General features: G+C 70.0%; 13 protein-coding genes. 7 read left to right on the forward strand and 6 right to left on the reverse strand.

Annotated elements, in window-relative coordinates; genetic code table 11:
• The first annotated feature begins 9 nt into the window (after positions 1-9).
• The 5 genes from ACIP64_RS28590 to ACIP64_RS28610 are packed head-to-tail and all read left to right on the forward strand — an operon-like array spanning position 10 to position 5,395.
• Positions 10-1,365 carry an MFS transporter gene (locus ACIP64_RS28590; protein ID WP_401592188.1) on the forward strand — a complete coding sequence of 452 codons (1,356 nt, stop codon included), beginning with the start codon at positions 10-12 and terminating at the stop codon, positions 1,363-1,365.
• Positions 1,366-1,386: 21 nt separating this feature from the next.
• A complete protein-coding gene (locus tag ACIP64_RS28595) occupies positions 1,387-2,601 on the forward strand; it encodes an MFS transporter (protein WP_401592190.1) in 1,215 nt (404 codons plus the stop codon).
• Positions 2,567-3,565, forward strand: a complete 999-nt coding sequence (locus ACIP64_RS28600) for a cyclase family protein (protein WP_401592192.1) — start codon at positions 2,567-2,569, stop codon at positions 3,563-3,565. Before ACIP64_RS28595 ends, ACIP64_RS28600 begins: the two co-directional genes overlap by 35 nt.
• A gap of 43 nt (positions 3,566-3,608) precedes the next feature.
• The gene (locus ACIP64_RS28605) at positions 3,609-4,553 is read left to right on the forward strand and encodes a DUF6282 family protein (RefSeq protein ID WP_401592194.1); all 945 of its coding nucleotides are present in this window, start codon (positions 3,609-3,611) and stop codon (positions 4,551-4,553) included.
• 59 nt (positions 4,554-4,612) lie between these two features.
• Positions 4,613-5,395, forward strand: coding sequence for an IclR family transcriptional regulator (locus ACIP64_RS28610; protein WP_401592196.1), 783 nt, complete (start codon positions 4,613-4,615; stop codon positions 5,393-5,395).
• Between the two features lie 89 nt (positions 5,396-5,484).
• Here the strand turns inward: ACIP64_RS28610 and crcB (ACIP64_RS28615) are convergent, their stop codons facing one another.
• The 4 genes from crcB (ACIP64_RS28615) to ACIP64_RS28630 form a co-directional block, all read right to left on the reverse strand.
• The gene (gene crcB / locus ACIP64_RS28615) at positions 5,485-5,859 is read right to left on the reverse strand and encodes a fluoride efflux transporter CrcB (RefSeq protein ID WP_401592198.1); all 375 of its coding nucleotides are present in this window, start codon (positions 5,857-5,859) and stop codon (positions 5,485-5,487) included.
• Entirely contained in the window at positions 5,856-6,203 is a 348-nt protein-coding gene (locus ACIP64_RS28620) for a DUF190 domain-containing protein (RefSeq protein ID WP_401592200.1), read from the reverse strand. Before ACIP64_RS28620 ends, crcB (ACIP64_RS28615) begins: the two co-directional genes overlap by 4 nt.
• Positions 6,200-6,664 (reverse strand): fluoride efflux transporter CrcB, encoded by a 465-nt coding sequence (crcB, locus tag ACIP64_RS28625; RefSeq protein WP_401592308.1) that lies wholly within the window; start codon positions 6,662-6,664, stop codon positions 6,200-6,202. Before crcB (ACIP64_RS28625) ends, ACIP64_RS28620 begins: the two co-directional genes overlap by 4 nt.
• Before the next feature lie 222 nt (positions 6,665-6,886).
• The gene (locus ACIP64_RS28630) at positions 6,887-7,465 is read right to left on the reverse strand and encodes a DUF2218 domain-containing protein (RefSeq protein WP_401592202.1); all 579 of its coding nucleotides are present in this window, start codon (positions 7,463-7,465) and stop codon (positions 6,887-6,889) included.
• Positions 7,466-7,654: 189 nt separating this feature from the next.
• On the opposite strand from ACIP64_RS28630, the gene ACIP64_RS28635 reads away from it, so the two are divergent.
• Positions 7,655-8,401, forward strand: coding sequence for a dienelactone hydrolase family protein (locus ACIP64_RS28635; protein WP_401592204.1), 747 nt, complete (start codon positions 7,655-7,657; stop codon positions 8,399-8,401).
• Between the two features lie 269 nt (positions 8,402-8,670).
• The gene (locus tag ACIP64_RS28640) at positions 8,671-13,482 is read left to right on the forward strand and encodes an amino acid adenylation domain-containing protein (RefSeq protein ID WP_401592206.1); all 4,812 of its coding nucleotides are present in this window, start codon (positions 8,671-8,673) and stop codon (positions 13,480-13,482) included.
• Positions 13,483-13,605: 123 nt separating this feature from the next.
• Here ACIP64_RS28640 and ACIP64_RS28645 read toward each other — a convergent pair whose 3' ends face one another.
• Both ACIP64_RS28645 and ACIP64_RS28650 read right to left on the reverse strand, forming a co-directional pair.
• Entirely contained in the window at positions 13,606-14,046 is a 441-nt protein-coding gene (locus tag ACIP64_RS28645) for a hypothetical protein (protein ID WP_401592208.1), read from the reverse strand.
• 556 nt (positions 14,047-14,602) lie between these two features.
• On the reverse strand, positions 14,603-16,276 hold the full coding sequence (locus tag ACIP64_RS28650; protein ID WP_401592210.1) for a B12-binding domain-containing radical SAM protein: 1,674 nt from the start codon (positions 16,274-16,276) through the stop codon (positions 14,603-14,605).
• Positions 16,277-16,648 lie beyond the last annotated feature (372 nt).

Raw genomic sequence — 16,648 nt, forward strand, 5'->3', positions numbered from 1 at the left:
ACCTCAGCCATGTCCTCCATCACCGAAGTCAGTGCCAGACCCAGCGACTCCGACCTACGGGCCCGCAGACGGCGGGCGATCACCAGTGCCTGGGCGGGTTTCGCCGTCGACTCCTACTCCATCTACGTGGCATCGACGTCCCTGCTGCCCGCGATGGTCTACTTCCAGTCCAGCCTCTCGCCCAGCCAACTGTCGGTGTTCGTCGGCATGACCTTTGCCGCGACCCTGATCGGCCGCCCCGTCGGCGCCCTGCTGTTCGGCCACTTCGCCGACCAGATCGGCCGGCGAAGAGTCGGGTCGGTCACCATCTACGGGTTCGGCACGATCTCCCTGCTCATCGCACTCCTGCCGGGCGCCGAACAGGTCGGCGCCACACTGGCCACGACGCTGCTGATCGGGCTGCGGTTCATCGAAGGCATCTTCCTCGGCGGGGAGTACACCGCTGCCACGCCGATGGCCCTGGAGTACGCACCCCAGGGACGTAGGGGATTCACCGGCGCGCTCGTCCAGTGCTCAGCCAGCGGCGGCCCGTTCTTCGTGGCCGGTCTCACGACCATCGTCCTGCTGTTCGCGCCGAACGCCGGGCTGCACTCGCCGTACGTCCAGTGGGGATGGCGGATCCCGTTCCTCATCGGCGCCCTGCTGTCCTATGCGGTCGCCTGGTTCCTGCGGCGCAGGGTCGAGGACTCGGACGTCTACAAGGAGACGTCGCACTCCAAGTCTCCCTTGCGCGACATGCTCAAGGGGTCGTCCGGCCGGGCGTTCCTCCAGTCGTACGCCATCATGACCGGCGTCTTCTTCGCGGTGAACATGCTCGGCAGCGTCATGCCGCAGTTGCTTCTGTCCAACAAGGGTTACACCGCCTCCGACCTCGCCCACACCCAGCTCGTCAACGCGTGGCCGGGCATGGCGACCTACCTCTTCTACGGTTGGCTGAGCGACCGGATCGGCCGCAAGCGGGCGCTCTACATCGCCGCGACCACCACCGTCCTGCTGACGCCGGTCACGTTCACCCTGATGGGCAGCGGGAACGTGCACGGCTGGGTCCAACTGACCATCCTGGCCGCGCTGACCAACGTGTTCACCGTCGGCTCGCTCGGTGTGCTCCCCGCCTACATCAACGAACGCTTCGCCACCGCGGTCCGGTCGTCGGGCTGGGGTGTCGCCTACAGCACCGCGGTCGTCATCCCCGCGTTCTTCTCCTACTACCAGCTGTGGCTGGCTCATCTCGTGCCCTTCCACTACACCGCAGGAATCCTCTCGGCGTTCGGCGGGGTGATCATCCTGCTGGCCGTCACAGTCGGACCGGAGACACGCGGGGTCGACCTGAACACGGTGGGCGAACGGGCCGGCGCCAAGGCATGACACTCCGCACGAAGGCCAGGTATGCGCCCGGACAGGAAAGCCACGCCCGTCGCCGTCGCTGTCTTCGTCCTGCAGACCGCCGGCAGCGGTGTCGCGGTCTACGGCATCCCGATCTACATCGCGGCGTTCCTCCGCTCGGGCACAGTGAGCGCGGCGGAGCTGTCCATAGGGAGCACCGGCTTCTTCGTGGTGGGCGCACTCACGGGGCCGCTGTTCGCCCGCCTGGGACAGCGCAGCCCGAACCTGGTGATGCTGGGCGCGGTACTGGGCGGGACGACGGCCATCACAGCGATGGCCGTCCGTCCCACCGGAATCGTCGTCATCGCGGCGTTCACGACGCTGGGCGCGATCTTCAGCGGCGGAATCGTGGTGGTGGGGACCATCGTGCTGGTACGGGTCTTCAACGGCAGACCCACAGCCGGAATGGCACTGGCGACCTCCGGCTCCTCGGCCGGCGGCATCCTGGTCTCACCAGTGCTGGCCCTCCTGCTGACCACCCAGGCGGCAGCCACCCGATCGTTCCTGTTGATCGCGGCGGGCTTCCTTGTGGTCAGCTGCGGCGCACTGGCCCTCAGCACCTGGGCGACAGCGGCACGGCCGACACCGACGCGTATGCCTGTCCTGCCGGCCAGGTCGGTTCCGCTGCTCCATCACTGGCCATTGGTTGTGGCGTTCAGCCTGATCAGCGCCTCGCAGCTGGGCGCGACCACCTACATCGTGGCCACCGGGCTGTCCCGGGACTTCACCGGCGCGCGCCTGGCGGTCGCCGTCGCGACGGGGGCAGCGGTCGCGTCACGGTGGGTCGGCAGCGCCGGTATCCGCCGGCTGGGCCTGCACCGATGGACGATGACCAGCTTCTGCGCACAAGCCGTCGGGGTCGCCCTGGTCGGGTTGGCACCGTACGGCTGGGTCCTGTTCCTCGGAGCCGCACTGATCGGACAGAGCCTGGGCAACACCATCCTGATCCGATCACAGGTGATCGTGGAGCTGTTCGGGATCGACGACTTCCCCAGGAAGTTCGCCCAGTTCCAGACGTGGACCAGCCTGGGGTCCGCGGCCGGACCGCTGGTCCTCGGCCAGATCTACTCGACCACGCAGGACTACGTCCTCGCCTATCTCACCTTGTCCGTACTCAACGCGGTCGCCGTGCCGTTCCTGCTGCCGTGGATACGCACCTCACGCCCCCGACCCGGGAGAACCAATGAACTCCACCCCCGCGACCGTTCCACGGTATGACGAGTTGCTGCGCCGCACCGACGCCCCACCGGGTTCCTCGTGGAACGTGTTCGGCCCGGGCGACCAGCTCGGCACGCTGAACTTCCTCACACCGCGGACCGCCCTCGCCGGCGCCGCACTCGTCGAGCGGGGCCGGGTGTTCAACCTGGACTACCCACTGAACGCGTTCGTGCCCAGCCTGACCGGCACGCGGCCGCCGACCGCTCACCACATCTTCTCCAACAACCCGCACCACCGGGACGACTGGCTGGACTCGTTCTACCTCCAGTCCACCTCCCAAGTGGACGGCCTCCGGCACATCCGCCACCCCCGCTACGGCTTCTACGGCGGCGTCGAGGAGTCCGACATCGACGTGGGCACACCCTCCTTGGGTATCCAGCTCCTCGCCGAGAAGGGCATCGTGGGCCGGGGCGTCCTGCTCGACGCCGTGCGCTGGTTCGACAGCATCGGCGAACCCCTGGCGCCCGACGCGCCGCAGGGCATCACACCGTCCGACCTCGACGCGATGGCCCGGCACTTCGGGGTCGGGTTCCGCCCGGGCGACATCCTGCTGCTCCACACCGGATGGGCCCGGCACTGGCTGAACTCCACACCGGAGCAGCGTGCGGCCCGCACCGGCAGCCCGGGCCTGCACCAGTCGGAGGAGATGCTCGCGTGGCTGTGGGACCACCAGATCTCCCTTGCCGCGTCGGACAACGGCGGCCTGGAGTCCTTTCCGGTCGATGCCGGTTCCGGCTGGGTCGACCCGGAAGAACCGCCGCCCCCGCGCGGCCCTTCCCACAACGGCATGATGCACCGCCCGCTCATCGCGCTGCTCGGGCTGATCATCGGCGAACTGTGGAAGCTCGACGAGCTGGCCGAGGACTGCGCCGAGGACGGCGTGTACGAGTTCCTGCTGACGGCCAAGCCACTCAATCTGCGGGGCGGGGTCGGCTCACCGCCCAACGCGATGGCCGTCAAGTAGCCCGAACCGACCACAAACCTGACCACGAGACGAGGACGAACCCATGACGCAGACCGCGAACGCACTGTGGGACCCGATGCTGGACGCCGACCGGCTGCACGCCGACCCCGAGGTGGACGCGTTGCTCACCGGCGCCGTCGACCTGCACACCCACCCCGCCCCCAGCCCGTTCCCCCGTCGGATGTCCATCATGGACGCTGCGGCCGACGCCGCATCCCTCGGATTCCGCGCCCTGGTGGCCAAATCCCACCACCACAGCATGCAGACCGACATCCTCGCGTTGGAACAGGCCGGGTTGCGGGACATTCCCGTCAAGGTCTACGGGGGTATCGCGCTCAACAACACCGTCGGCGGGCTCAATCCGTACGCCGTCGAACTGGCCCTGCGCATGGGCGGCAAGGTCGTGTGGTTCCCGACCATCGCCTCGCGGGCACACCTGGACTTCCATGCGCACAACCACAGTGGATTCCCGATCGCGGGCGTGCCGCTGCGGGAGAACGAGCCGATCAGTGTGCTCGACGAGTCCGGCAAGCTCAACGCCGCCACCCGCGACATCCTCGACGTGATCGCCGCCGAGTCCGCCATCCTCAACTGCGGGCACCTGCCGGCCGCCGAGATCGACGTGCTGATCCCGGGCGCGCTCGAAGCGGGCGTCACAAGGATCGTGATCAGCCACCCCGACTTCGTCCTCGGCGCCTCCCCCTCGAGCATTGCCGACTGGTGCCGCGCTGGTGCTTTTGTCGAGCACTGCCTGGCGATGCTGGTCGGCCGGGACCCGAAGGACAAGCCGTTCGACCGGATCACGGAGTTCTACCGGGCAGCCGGCCCCGGCCGGACGATCCTCTCCTCCGACCTCGGGCAGAAAGGCAACCCCTTGCCGGTCACCGCGTACCGCAGGATGGTCCGGGTGCTCTTGGACGAGGGTGTGGCAGCGGCCGACATCACGTTGATGACCGGGGAGAACGCAGCCGGACTCCTGTCCATTTGAACCCCGTGCCGGGCGCTCGGTAGAGTTCGTTGCACGTGAAAGCAACGTGAGGAGCGGGCTTGACCAGCGGGGGCGGCACCGGCGACATCCAGGCGGTGCACCGCGTCGCGGAAATCCTGCGGTTGTTCACGCTCAACAAGCCGAAGGTGACCGTGGCCGAGGCTGCCGCACGGATCGGACTCAACCGGACCACCGTGCACCGCTACTTCACCTCGATGGTCCTCGACGAGATTCTTGAACGTGCGCCGGACGACCCGACGGCGTACGTCCCCGGGCGGCTGCTTCTGCAGCTCGGCGCCGTCGCCCAGGGCCAGCGGCGCGTGCTGGACATCGCACCTCGCCATATGGACGCCTTGTCGCTCGACACGGGCCGATCCGTGGTGCTGTCCGTGTGGGGCGCATCCGGTCCGGTGGTCTCGCTGGTGTCGGAAGCCGGCACCCACCCGATTCTGATCACCGTCCGGATCGGGTCGACCCTGGGACCCGACTCGGCGCAGACCAGGCTCTTCGTCGCGCTGTCCGGGGATCAGGAGAGGACCAAGAGGTACCTCTCCCGCATCCCGGACGAAGAACGGGCGAAGCTCCAAAACCAATTGGAGCCGTGCCGGTCCCGCGGTCTCAGCCGGATCCGGGTGCCGTCGATCGATGGCGTGGTCCTGGCCGCGGCCGTCTTCGACGAACATGACGTCGCGGCCACGGTGGCCCTGGTGGGCACCACCTCCTCGCTACCGGAGCACGCCATCGGGACCGAGTCCGCGCTCCTGCGGACAGCCCTGGCGATCACCGAGGAACTGGGCGGAACGGACACCCGCGATACTGCCCTGACCGATCCGACCACCTGAGCCGCGGACCGTTTACGGCACTTCAGGGATGCGGCAGGCCTTGAAACCGCGACACCCGCCGCTCGATGTGCAGCGGCGCTGCCCGCCGCTCAGGCCCAGATCGCCTGGGCGAGCGCGCCCCCGATGAACGCGGCCCCGAGGCCGGCGACGACACTCGCGACGACGTTGGCCGCCGCGAAGAACCTCGCTCCGGTCTCGGCCAGGCGCAGCGTCTCGTAGGAGAACGTCGAGTAGGTGGTCAGCGCCCCGCAGAATCCGGTACCGACGAGCAGTTGCACCGACCGGGAGGCGGCGCCGTAGGTGACCGCGCCGGCGAGGGTGCCCAGGACCAGGCAGCCGACGATGTTGACGGTGAAGGTGCCCCAGGGGAAGACGGTGTCGTGCCGCGTCTGGACGGCTCGGTCGGTGAGATACCTCAGGGGCGCGCCGACGATGGCCCCCGCGATGACCAGTGCCCAGTTCACGAGTGGTTTCCCCGTCCTACGTATCGGATGACCTCGACCTCGTCGAGGGTCACCAGGCCTTCGGTGACGAGTTCGTCGAGCTGCGGCAGGAACGCGCGGATGCGCTCCTCGTGGTCGACGACGGTGACGGCCACCGGCAGGTTCTCGTTCATGGAGAGCAGCCGGGCGGTGTGGATGAGCGACGAGGCCCCGAAGCCCTCGACGCCGTGGAAGACGCTGGCGCCTGCCAGGCCGGCCTTGTGTGCCCGGTGGACGATCTCCGTGCAGAGCGGCTTGTGGTGCCAGGTGTCGTTGTCGCCGATCAAGATCGTCAAGCGCATGGCATTGCCGTGCAGCCGTGTCATGTCTGCCTCCTCGCGATCAGGTGGCGTGTGCCGGTCGCGGCGCCCCACACCGCGGCGAGGGCGACGACCGGGGTCGCGGCCAGGTAGGCCAGCGCGGTCTGGGCGTGACCGTCCTGGATGAGGGTGTGGATGTCGACGGTGTAGGTCGAGAAGGTGGTGAAGCCCCCCAGGACGCCGGTGCCGAAGAAGGGGCGTACGAGCCGGTGCGCGGACCACAGTTCGGTGATGACCACCATGAAGATCCCGATCACGGCGCAGCCGACCGCGTTGACCGCGAACGTGGTCCACGGGAAGGCGCCGGGCGCGGTGGGCCACAGCAGGCCCGCGCCGTAGCGGGCGCACGCCCCCAGGACTCCTCCGATCGCGACGACACCCACGGCAGGCCCTTGCCCCCGGACCTGCGAAGCCCGCGGCGGCGCAGGAGCCGGCTGTGGGATGTCGGGATCGATCGGCTCGGTCATCGGCGCGAAGGGCTCTTGCGAGGTCATACGTCTCCTACTCGTGCGGCGCCGTGTCGCGGGCGCGGATCGTCACAAGTAGGGACCGTTGGCGGCATCCTCACCGCGGTTCGGGTACGGCGGGCCCCACCGCCGCGCGGCAGTCGCGAGGACCACCGCTGTCAGCAGTTTACCGCGGCGGGGCGAGGTGCGTCCGGGCGGGGCCCCGGCAGCGTCAGGCGCCGATCAGGACTGGGCGACCCGGCGGGCCCTGCGGCGGCGCAGCATCAGGAAGGCGGCCTTGGCCAGGACGACGGCCAGGAGGGCGCCGAGGGCCCAGTGCCTCCACGGGCCGGACGCGAGGAGCAGACCGCCCAGGCCCAGATGGGCGGCGACGACCACGGCGACGACGAGGGCGAGAACCAGCTTCCCGCCCCGTCGCGAGGGGCGGGGCGCGGCGGGTCCGGCCGGTCGCCAGGCGACGTGGGCCGCCTCGCCTCCGCCGATCTCCCGCAGGCGGTCGGAGACCAGCTTCCGGACGTGCCGGAGGCCGTCCTCGTCGGCGGCTTCGACGCGGATCGTGAGCGAGTCCGGCCCGGTCTCCAGCGTGCACCGGCCCCACGGGGTGTCGAGGGTGCCCCGCGTGCCGGACCGTTCGGCGTCCGTGCGCAGTCCTGCCAGGAGCCTGGCCGGCTGGTCGGTGTGCAGGTGGCCTTCGGCTCGCCGTGACGGCTCGACGCCCATGGTGTGGAACCTCCGCTGCGCGACTGGCGTGCTCTCCGACCATGACGACAGGGCGGCGGCGCCGTATGTGACACCGTCCACGCGACGACTTCGCGAAAACCCGTTGGCGGACCGCGGCGGCGGTTGCTAGTCTCCGCGAGGCCGTGCGAGAGAACGAGGAGGTGGTACCCGTGGACGCAGTATCGACATGGGTGCTCCCCTCCGGGGTCACGGTCGGGCGGTAGGCCGTCCGGGAGCGCCGTTCCACGAGCTCTCCCGAAAGGCACGACCGTGCACTTCACTTCCGAACAGCGCCTCGACGACGGCGTCGTCGAGCGCGAATTCACCCTCGGCGACATCCCCGGCACCTTGTGGACCCCGGGCTCCGCACCGGCCCCGCTGGTCCTGATGTCCCACAACAACGGCCTGCCCAAGGCCGATCCCCGGCTGGTGGCCCGGGCCCGCCACACCGCGGCGCGCGGCTACGCGGTGGCCACCATCGACGCCGCCGGGTGCGGTGACCGTCCCCGTTCCGAAGCCGACGAGCAGGCCCGCGCCGACCTCCGGCGGGCGATGCAGGCCGGCGAGCCGGTCGACGACATCTTCGAGTCCTTCATCGGCCCGCTCGTCGAGAACGCGGTCCCGGAATGGCGGACCACACTGGACGCCCTCCTCGAACTGCCCGGTATCACCGGCCCGGTCGGGTACTCCGGGGGATGGGCCGCCCTCGGCATCCGGCTCGCGGTGGCCGAGCCGCGCATCGTGGCCGCCGGCTTCTTCGCCGGCGGGTACGTGCCGCGTGCCCAGCGCGAGGAGGCGCGTCAGGTCACCGTCCCGCTGCTGTTCCTGCTCCAGTGGGACGACCAGGGCAACCCCCGGCAACGGGCCCTGGACCTGTTCGACGCCTTCGGCAGCAAGGAGAAGACACTGCACGCCAATCTCGGCGGACACACGGGGACCCCCTGGTTCGAACTCGAGGACGGCTGCCGGTTCCTGGACCGGCACCTGAAAGGAGCCGGGTCGTCCGCCGGGCGGTAGCCGGTAGTTCTTGGCCGCGCCGCCCGGAATGCCGTCGTCGGGGAAAGGCTCCGGCCCTTCCCCGATGCCGGTGACCGGCCGGTGCCACGTACGCGGTGTGGGCGTTCCCGGAATTCATACGCGGCCTTGACGCGGCCTTGATTTCGCCGCCCGTTACGGGTGGTGCGGCGGTGCTAACGTTCACATCCGTTTGAGAACAAGTCGAGTCGGAGAATTGCGGCGGTGCTGGGCCGCGGCATGCTCAATGCGCACGGTGGACAGTGAGCCCAATGAGAACTGATCGTCATGTGAATGCGTCCTGTGTGCACGAGGCATTCGAGCAGCAAGCGCGGAGAACTCCGGACCGTACGGCCGTGGTGGTGGGCGACATCCGGCTCGGATACGCCGAAACGGATCGCCTGGCGAATGGAATTGCCGGGCGACTGCACGCCGCCGGGGTGCGCCGCGGCGACCGTGTCGGTCTGTGCGTCCAGCGGGACCAGTGGCTGATTCCCGCGCTCCTGGGCGTGCTGAAGGCCGGTGCCGCCTATGTGCCGCTGGATCCGGCCTACCCCGAGGAGCGCATCAGGTTCATCGCGGAGGACGCCTCGCTCTCCACTGTGCTGACCTCCAGGGGCACGGAGCACATCGTGCCGCCGTCCGCCGTGTCCGTCCCCGTCGAGGACACCCGGCCGGCGGACACCCTGGGTGTGCGGCCCGATCCGCACGACGCTGCGTACGTCATCTACACCTCGGGCTCCACCGGTACGCCGAAGGGCGTGGTCGTGGAGCACCGCAATCTGTACAACCTGATCCGCTGGTTCACGGAGTTCCTCTCCGCGGACGAACTGGGCGGCATGCTGGCGGCGACGTCGGTGTGCTTCGATCCGTCGACCGTGGAGATCTGCGCCCCGCTGGCGGCCGGCGGCACCGTCATCCTGGCGGAGAACCTGTTCGCCGTGCCGACGCTCCCGGCCCGGTCCGAGGTGACCGTGCTCATCGCCGCGGCGTCCGCCCTGTCGGCGCTGCTGCGCGACACCCTGCCGCCGAACGTACGGACCGTCATCACCGGCGGCGAGTTGGTCACCCGGGCCCTGTGCGACCGGGTCTACGCCCACCCCCAGGTGCGGCGGGTGGTCAACGGCTACGGCCCCACCGAGTGCACCGTGTGCTGCACCATGACCGAGGTGGACCGGCACGGCACCGGCAACCCCTCGATCGGGAGCCCCATCGCCGGCGCGGAACTGTCCGTGCGCTCCCCGGACGGCGCGGTCCTGCCGGAAGGAGAGACGGGGGAGTTGTGGATCGCCGGGCCGGTCGTCGCCCGCGGCTACCTCGACCGCCCCGAACTGACCGCCGAGCGCTTCGGCTCCTTCGGCTACCGCACCGGCGACCTGGTGCGGCGGCTGGGGGACACCTACCACTTCGTCGGACGCGCCGACGAGCAGGTGAAGGTCGGCGGCGTCCGCCTGGAACCGGGTGAGGTGGAGGCCGTGCTCGCCGACCACCCCGGCGTCCGGCACGCCGTCGTCCTGGCCGCCGAGGACCGGCTCGTCGGATACGCCGAGTCGGACACGGCCACCGAGGCGGAACTGCGCGCCTGGCTGACCGCGCGGCTGCCGCGGCACGCCGTGCCGTGGCGCATCGCGGTGCTGCCCCGGCTCCCCGTCCACCCCACCGGCAAGGTCGATCGCGCGGCACTGCCCGTCATCACCGCCGGACGGCGGCCGGACGCCCCGTACACGGCTCCCCGCAACGACACCGAGCGGCTCGTCGCGGACGTGGTCGCCGAGGTCCTGGGCATCGACCAGGTCGGTGCCGAGGACCGCTTCGCCGACCTCGGCGGCCACTCGCTGGCCGCCGCCCGCGTCGTCAGCGAGCTCGGACGGCGGCGCGGGACGCCGGTGCCGCTCGCGACCTTCCTGAACCATCCCACCGCGGCATCCCTGGCGCTTGCCATGGAGACCACGGACGCCATCGCCGCCGAACCGCCCCCGCGCCGTACGCCCGGCCTGAGCCGCTACCCGCTCACCGCCATGCAGCGCGAGTTCTGGCTGCTGCGCCAACTGGCCCCGGACGCGCCCGTCACCACCCTGACGATGCGCATCGGCGTGGCGGGTCCGGTGAGCGGACCGGCCGTGCGCGAGGCGCTGGACGCCATGGTGCGCCGCCACGAAGTGCTGCGCGGCACCGTCCGGTTCGACACCGAGCCGTACCTGGTGGTGGGTCCCGCGGTGTCCGTGCCGGTCGTCGTGGCCGACCTGCGCGCCCTGACCGCCGACGAGCGGCAGGGGCGTCTCGACGCGCTGCACCGGGAGACGGCGGGGCACGCCTTCGACCTCGGGAGCGAAACCCCGCTGCTGCGGGCCGCGTTCGCGCGCACCGCCGACGACGCCGGCGAACTCGTCGTCGCCGTGGACCACATGGCCTTCGACGGCGCCTCCGTCGCCGTCTTCCTGCGTGAACTCGCAGCGGAGCTGGCCGGGGACCCGGTGGACGACCTCCCCTTGCAGGTGAGCGACCTCGCCCTCCACGAGCGGGAACTCGACGGCGACCGCCCGCGCCACGACGGGCTGGACGCGTACTGGCGGACCGCGCTGGAAGGCGCCGTCATCCCCGACGACCTGCCGGGGGCCGATGCGGCACCCGGCTGGGCGACGGACCGCGTGACCGTCACCCTGGAGCAGTCCCTGCCGGCCCGCCTGGCCCGCTTCGCCGCCGAGACCGGGACGACCCCGTTCGCCTGCTACCTGGCAGCCCTGGGACTCGTCACCGGCGGGCTGGCCGGACACGACGACGTGGTGATCGGCGCGGCCGCCGCCCGCCGCCACCGGACCGGGACCGAACGCCTGCTGGGCCCCCTGGTCGACACCCTGCCGCTGCGGCTGCGCATCGACGGCGCACAGACCTTCCGGGACCTGGTCCGGCACTGCGCCACGACCACCGTCGACGCCCTCGCCCACCAGGAGTTCCCCGCCCGCGAGCTGATCGACCGTCTGCCCGCCCACCGGAGCGCCGGCGCGTCGCGTACCCCGGTCGTCATCACCATGCTGCCGCTCGACGAGCCCGCGACGGTGTCCCGCGGGGCCTTCCGTCTCGACCTGCGCTCGGACCGGGGGAGCGGCGCCGCGGCCAACGAGTTCTCGGTCTTCGTCACGCGGACGTCCACCGCCGCCGAGCTCCAGATCGAGTACGCCACCGGGCGTTTCACGCGGACCGACGCCGAGGCCTTCGCCGAGCGCATGCTCAGGATCCTGCGCACCGGGCTGGCACAGCCCGGTCTGCCGCTCGCCGGACTCGAACTGGTCAGCCCCCGGGAGCGCGGCTCCCTGCTGGCTGCCGCCGCCGGACCCGCGCTGCCGGTGTCGATGCCGGCGACCGTACTGGACGCCGTCCTGGACGCCGCCCGCACCCGGCCCGGGTCGGTCGCCGTGACCGGCCCCGGCGGATCTCTCACCTACGCCGAACTGGCCGTCCTGTCCGCCCGTGCCGCCTCGGGACTGCTCGCCGCCGGGACAGGCGCCGGGGACGTCGTGGGCGTGAGCGTGCCCCGCGATCATCTGCTGCCCGCGGTCCTGCTGGCGGTGTGGCGGGCCGGCGCGGCCTATCTGCCGCTCGACCCGGACCAGCCGGCCGAACGGCTTGCGGGGCTCGCCGCGGACGGCGGCGTCAAGGCCGTGATCGTGCGCGGGCCTGCCGTACCCGGCCTGCCCGGCGCGCTCGACGGCGACGCGTTGTTCGCCTGCGACGCCGTGCGCGCGCTGCCCGGGGCGTGCCCCGACGACCTCGCCTACGTCCTGTACACCTCGGGGTCGAGCGGCCGCCCGAAGGGTGTCGAGGTCACCCACGCCAACCTGGCCGCCTGCGTCGAGGGATTCCGCGTGACGCCCGGGGTCGGACCGGAGGACGCGATGGCGGCCGTCGCGCCCCTGTCCTTCGACATCTCGGCCCAGGAGATCTGGACACCGCTGGCGGCCGGAGGCCGCTGCGTCGTCGTCGAACGGGCCTGCGCCAACGACGGGTACGCGCTGGCCGAGCGGATCACGGGCAGTGGCGTCACCCTCGTGGACCTGACCCCCACGACGATGCGCATGCTGCTCGCCGCGGACTGGCCGGGAGGCCCGGGGATGAGGGCGGTCACCGGCGGCGAGGCGCTGGACGCGACGCTCGCCCGTGAACTGCTGGCCAGAGTCGATGAGTTGTGGAACGCGTACGGGCCCACCGAGGCGACCGTGACGACCACCGTGCACCGCGTGACCGAGTCGCCGGACGGGCCGGTCCCGATCGGCCGGCCCGTGGCGGGCGCCCGCTGCTACGTGGTGGATCCGCTCGGCCGCCTGGTGCCGCCAGGGGTGACCGGCGAGCTGTGGGTGGCCGGTCGCGGCGTGGCCCGCGGCTACCGGAACCTGCCGTCGGCGGCGTTCACGGACGACCCCTTCGTGCCCGGCGAACGGTGCTACCGCACCCGCGACATGGTCCGCCGGTCGGGCGACGGGACGCTGGAGTACCGGGGCCGCCGCGACAGCCAGGTGAAGGTGCGCGGTTACCGGATCGAACTGGGGGAGGTGGAGGCCGCGTTGCGGGCCGACGCCGAGGTGGCTGACGCTGCGGTGGCGGTCTCCGGCGAGGGCGGTTCCGCCCATGTGGTCGGCCACCTCGTCCCCGACGGCGTCGACACGGCGGCCGTCGAGGCCCGGCTTCGGCGCCTGCTGCCCGACCACATGGTGCCCCGCCGATGGCTGACGTCGGCGGCGCTGCCGACCCTGCCGAGCGGCAAGGTCGACCGTGCGGCGCTTCCGCAGCCCCCGGAGAGTTCGGGGCGCGCCCGGGTGCCGCTGCAGGGGGAGGCCGAGTACTTCGTCGCCGACGTCTGGACGTCGGTGCTGGACGTTCCCCGCGTCTGGTCGGACGACCACTTCTTCGCGCTCGGCGGCCACTCCCTCGCCGCCACCCGCGTCGTCGGCCGGCTGCGCGAGGCCTTGCGGGTCCAGGTGGCGGTGCAGTTGCTCTTCGACCACCCCGTCCTCTCCGACTTCGCGACCGCCGTCGAGGCGCTGCTGATCGACGACGTGACCGGTGAGGACCGGGGCGCCCCGGACTGAGCGGCGGCGTCGACCGTGGCACGACCAACCGCCCGACCCCACTCGCCCAAGCCCTGGCGGGGCCCGCCTGCAATAAGTGCTTTGACGCGGTTTTGTGCGGCGCCCTCGACGCCCCGCCGTGCTTTACGGCTGAACGGCAGGATCAATCGCTCTTACCACGTGACCCTCTGCATTCCCTCCTGTGCATTTCCAGACCGCGGTCTCATGGAAGTAACCCACATGCAGACCGCGGTCGTGCTCGTGGCAGACGGGCCAGGTCACGCGATGGTGGCTCATGACGAATTCCTGCACTCCTTCCGCCACAGCACCCAGAACCTCTGCCGAATCGGGTGCGGAGACCTCCGCCGACTTGATGTGGACCACGCCGACCGGTCCCAGGTCCGGGTCGCGCACGTAGTCGATGCAGCAGAAGTCGTCGCCGGTGGCCCCTTTCCCGGTGTCCTGCTCCGCCGACCTGGTGACCGTCTCGAAGGCCGATCTCGCCATGGAGAAGGTTCGCGCGGTCCAGGATTCACAGAACTCCGATTCGCGAATTTCTCCACGCTCGCTGTACAGCTCGGCCATCCACGTCAGTACCTCCTCGGGGAGCTGCTCCCCGTGCCGCCAGACCGCTCGCAGCATCCGGTCCTGCCAGTCCGAGAAACTCGACATCATCGCTGCCTTCCGATGGCAAGGAAAGCCGGGGGAGAAGTGGTTGCCCACTTCTCCCCCGGCGGTGAGCAACCCGTATGGTCTCAGGTGAAGAGGCCGTGGACGTTCAGGTTCGGGTTCTTGGCGCAGATGTTCATGACGGTGAACTTTCCGCTGAATGCAACGTTGTCCGACCAGTCGAACCAGAAGGTCATGCCCATGGCCCTGTACTTCCCCAGGTGCCCGACTCCAGGTGGCCGTAGTTCTGATTCCTCTTGCCGTAGTACTGCACCAGGTCAGAGACGTGACCTTGGCCGAGGACGCCTCACCATCCACACCGGCACCGCACCCCGCGCCATGGCGACCCTCCGCAACCTCGCCATCGGCCTGCTGAGAATCCTCGGACTCGAGGAACTTGATCAAGCCCTGGCCCGTCAGGGGTGGCACCGAAGCGTCGGTGCCACCCCTGACGGGCCGGTCGGCCGGCGGGTCAGCGGAGTTGGGTGAAGATCTCCTGGAGCAGACGGCGTTCGTACGTCTCCTCGTGGTCGACGCCTCCCAGCATGTAGCCGCCGAACTTGATGTTGCCGCCGGCGTTGTCCAGGGCGATGACCCCGCGGCCGAGTTCGGTGAGGGCCGCTTCGACGTCCGCCAGTTCCACTTCGGTGTTCTCGCGGATGTACAGTTCGGAGAGCTTCCTGATGGGAAGCAGTTCGCCGTGCCATTCCCGGACCACCGCGTGCTGCTTGAACGCGTCACGGTACATGCGGGAGCCGGGAATGATCGCGGGCGCGGCGACGGATATCGTGGTGATCGATCCCGCGTAGGTCTCCGCTATGGAGAGCCAGTTGTCGACTTCTTCCTTCAACTGCCGCAATGTGGTTCCCGGAAGGCCCAGGATTCCCGAGAGGTACATCTTGTAGTCGAGGCTCTGCGCCAGGTCCAGGGCCTCGATGACCCGGTCGGGCCCCTTGTTGATGCCCTTGGAGTTGTCCTTCAGCAACTTGGGGTCGAACGCCTCGATGCCGACGTTCCAGGTCTTCACGAAGCCCTTGCACAGCTCGGCGGACTGCAGGAATTCGTAGACGAGTCCGTAGGCGAGCATGAACCGCTCGCCCCGGAGGATCTCCGACGCGGCGCAGGCCTCGGCCAGTTCGTCGAGGAACGAGGTCTGCCCGCCCCATTGCGCTTTCGACATTCCCAGGGTGGAGTCGCCGGCGGCGTAGACATTGGACTTCAGCTCGCCGACCAGGATCTCCAGAGCGGAGACGGCCGCGTTGACGTCGGTCGTCTTCGGGGTCAGTCCCTGGATGGAACAGTGCAGGCACCGGCGGGTGGGGCGCCGGCCCCAGTTGCAGCCGCCGTCGAGCGGGAAGGTGACCATGCGCTGCAATGCGTAGTGCGACGCATACCAGACCTTGAACGCGTCGTCGTAGTGGGCCTCCAGTTCGGCCTCGATGAGACGGTAGTCGGGGAGCATCCGCTCGTTCAGCGGATAGGTGGGCGCCGGCTGGTTGCGGACCTCCCCGGAGGCGTCCCGGTAGGCCAGCGACGGGATCCGGGAGAGTTCCAGCCCTCCCTCGAGCCAGGACAGCAGCCCCATCATGGTGAAAGGCCCGTTGTTGCCGGTGCAGACGAAGTCCACGATCTTCGACCCGTACGCGCCCGTCAGGACCTCGCGGTGCAGGATCCCCGGGTGGTCGTTGCCGAAGACGATCACGGCCCGCGGATTCACCCGCTTGATCTCGGCGGCGACGATGTAGGCCCACATGGCGGTCGAGGAATAGACGGTGAAGGCCGCCACGTCCGGCGGGTCCGCCTGGATCCGCGCCCGCACGTTCTCCCAGTCGAGATGGCTCATGTCCAGGTACTGCCAGCCGATTTCCGGGAAGCACGCGTTCTGATACGTGATCATCTCGACCAGCGAGGAATGCGGATAGACCGTTCCCTCATTCGCGTAGCGGGACTGGTCGCCCGCGTCGTCGATCAGGGCACCGCCGCCGGAGTGGCTGCCGCGATGAGCGGATGTGAGCGGCAGCCCGACGTACCAGACCGTCCGGACCTTTTTCTCCCGCGAGCCCGCGACGGGCTGATCGACCGGATAGGACCACACATATCGGGAGTCGGTGGCGGAGACCAGCTCTTCCACTGGCTCAAGGCTCATCATCACGGTCTCTCAGCTTTCTGAAAAGGGGAGCTCGCTGCGATCGGCGTACTCGCCGGCATCGCATTCATCGGTGCGACCAGGTCGCCGACGGCCCGGTGTCGCCATTCCGGCTCGATCGGTCAGCGGTCCCGTGCACAACAAGGAGCATCCGCCGCACCAGATCGTACGGGGGCGGCCCGTGTGGATCACGTCAAGACGGGATCGATCGCCGTCATGAAAGCGTCAATCGCCGAGTGACCGGCCGGGGTCCGATTCATGATGATCCGCGGACACCCCTGGAAACAGAAGTCCGCCCGCGTCGCGCACGGTTGGAGGACGACGGCCTCCCCGGAACCAGAAAGGGACCGTCCCAGGAATGCGTGCCCGGGT

This window comes from Streptomyces sp. NPDC088733, from assembly GCF_044751185.1.
Taxonomy (GTDB): Bacteria; Actinomycetota; Actinomycetes; order Streptomycetales; family Streptomycetaceae; genus Actinacidiphila.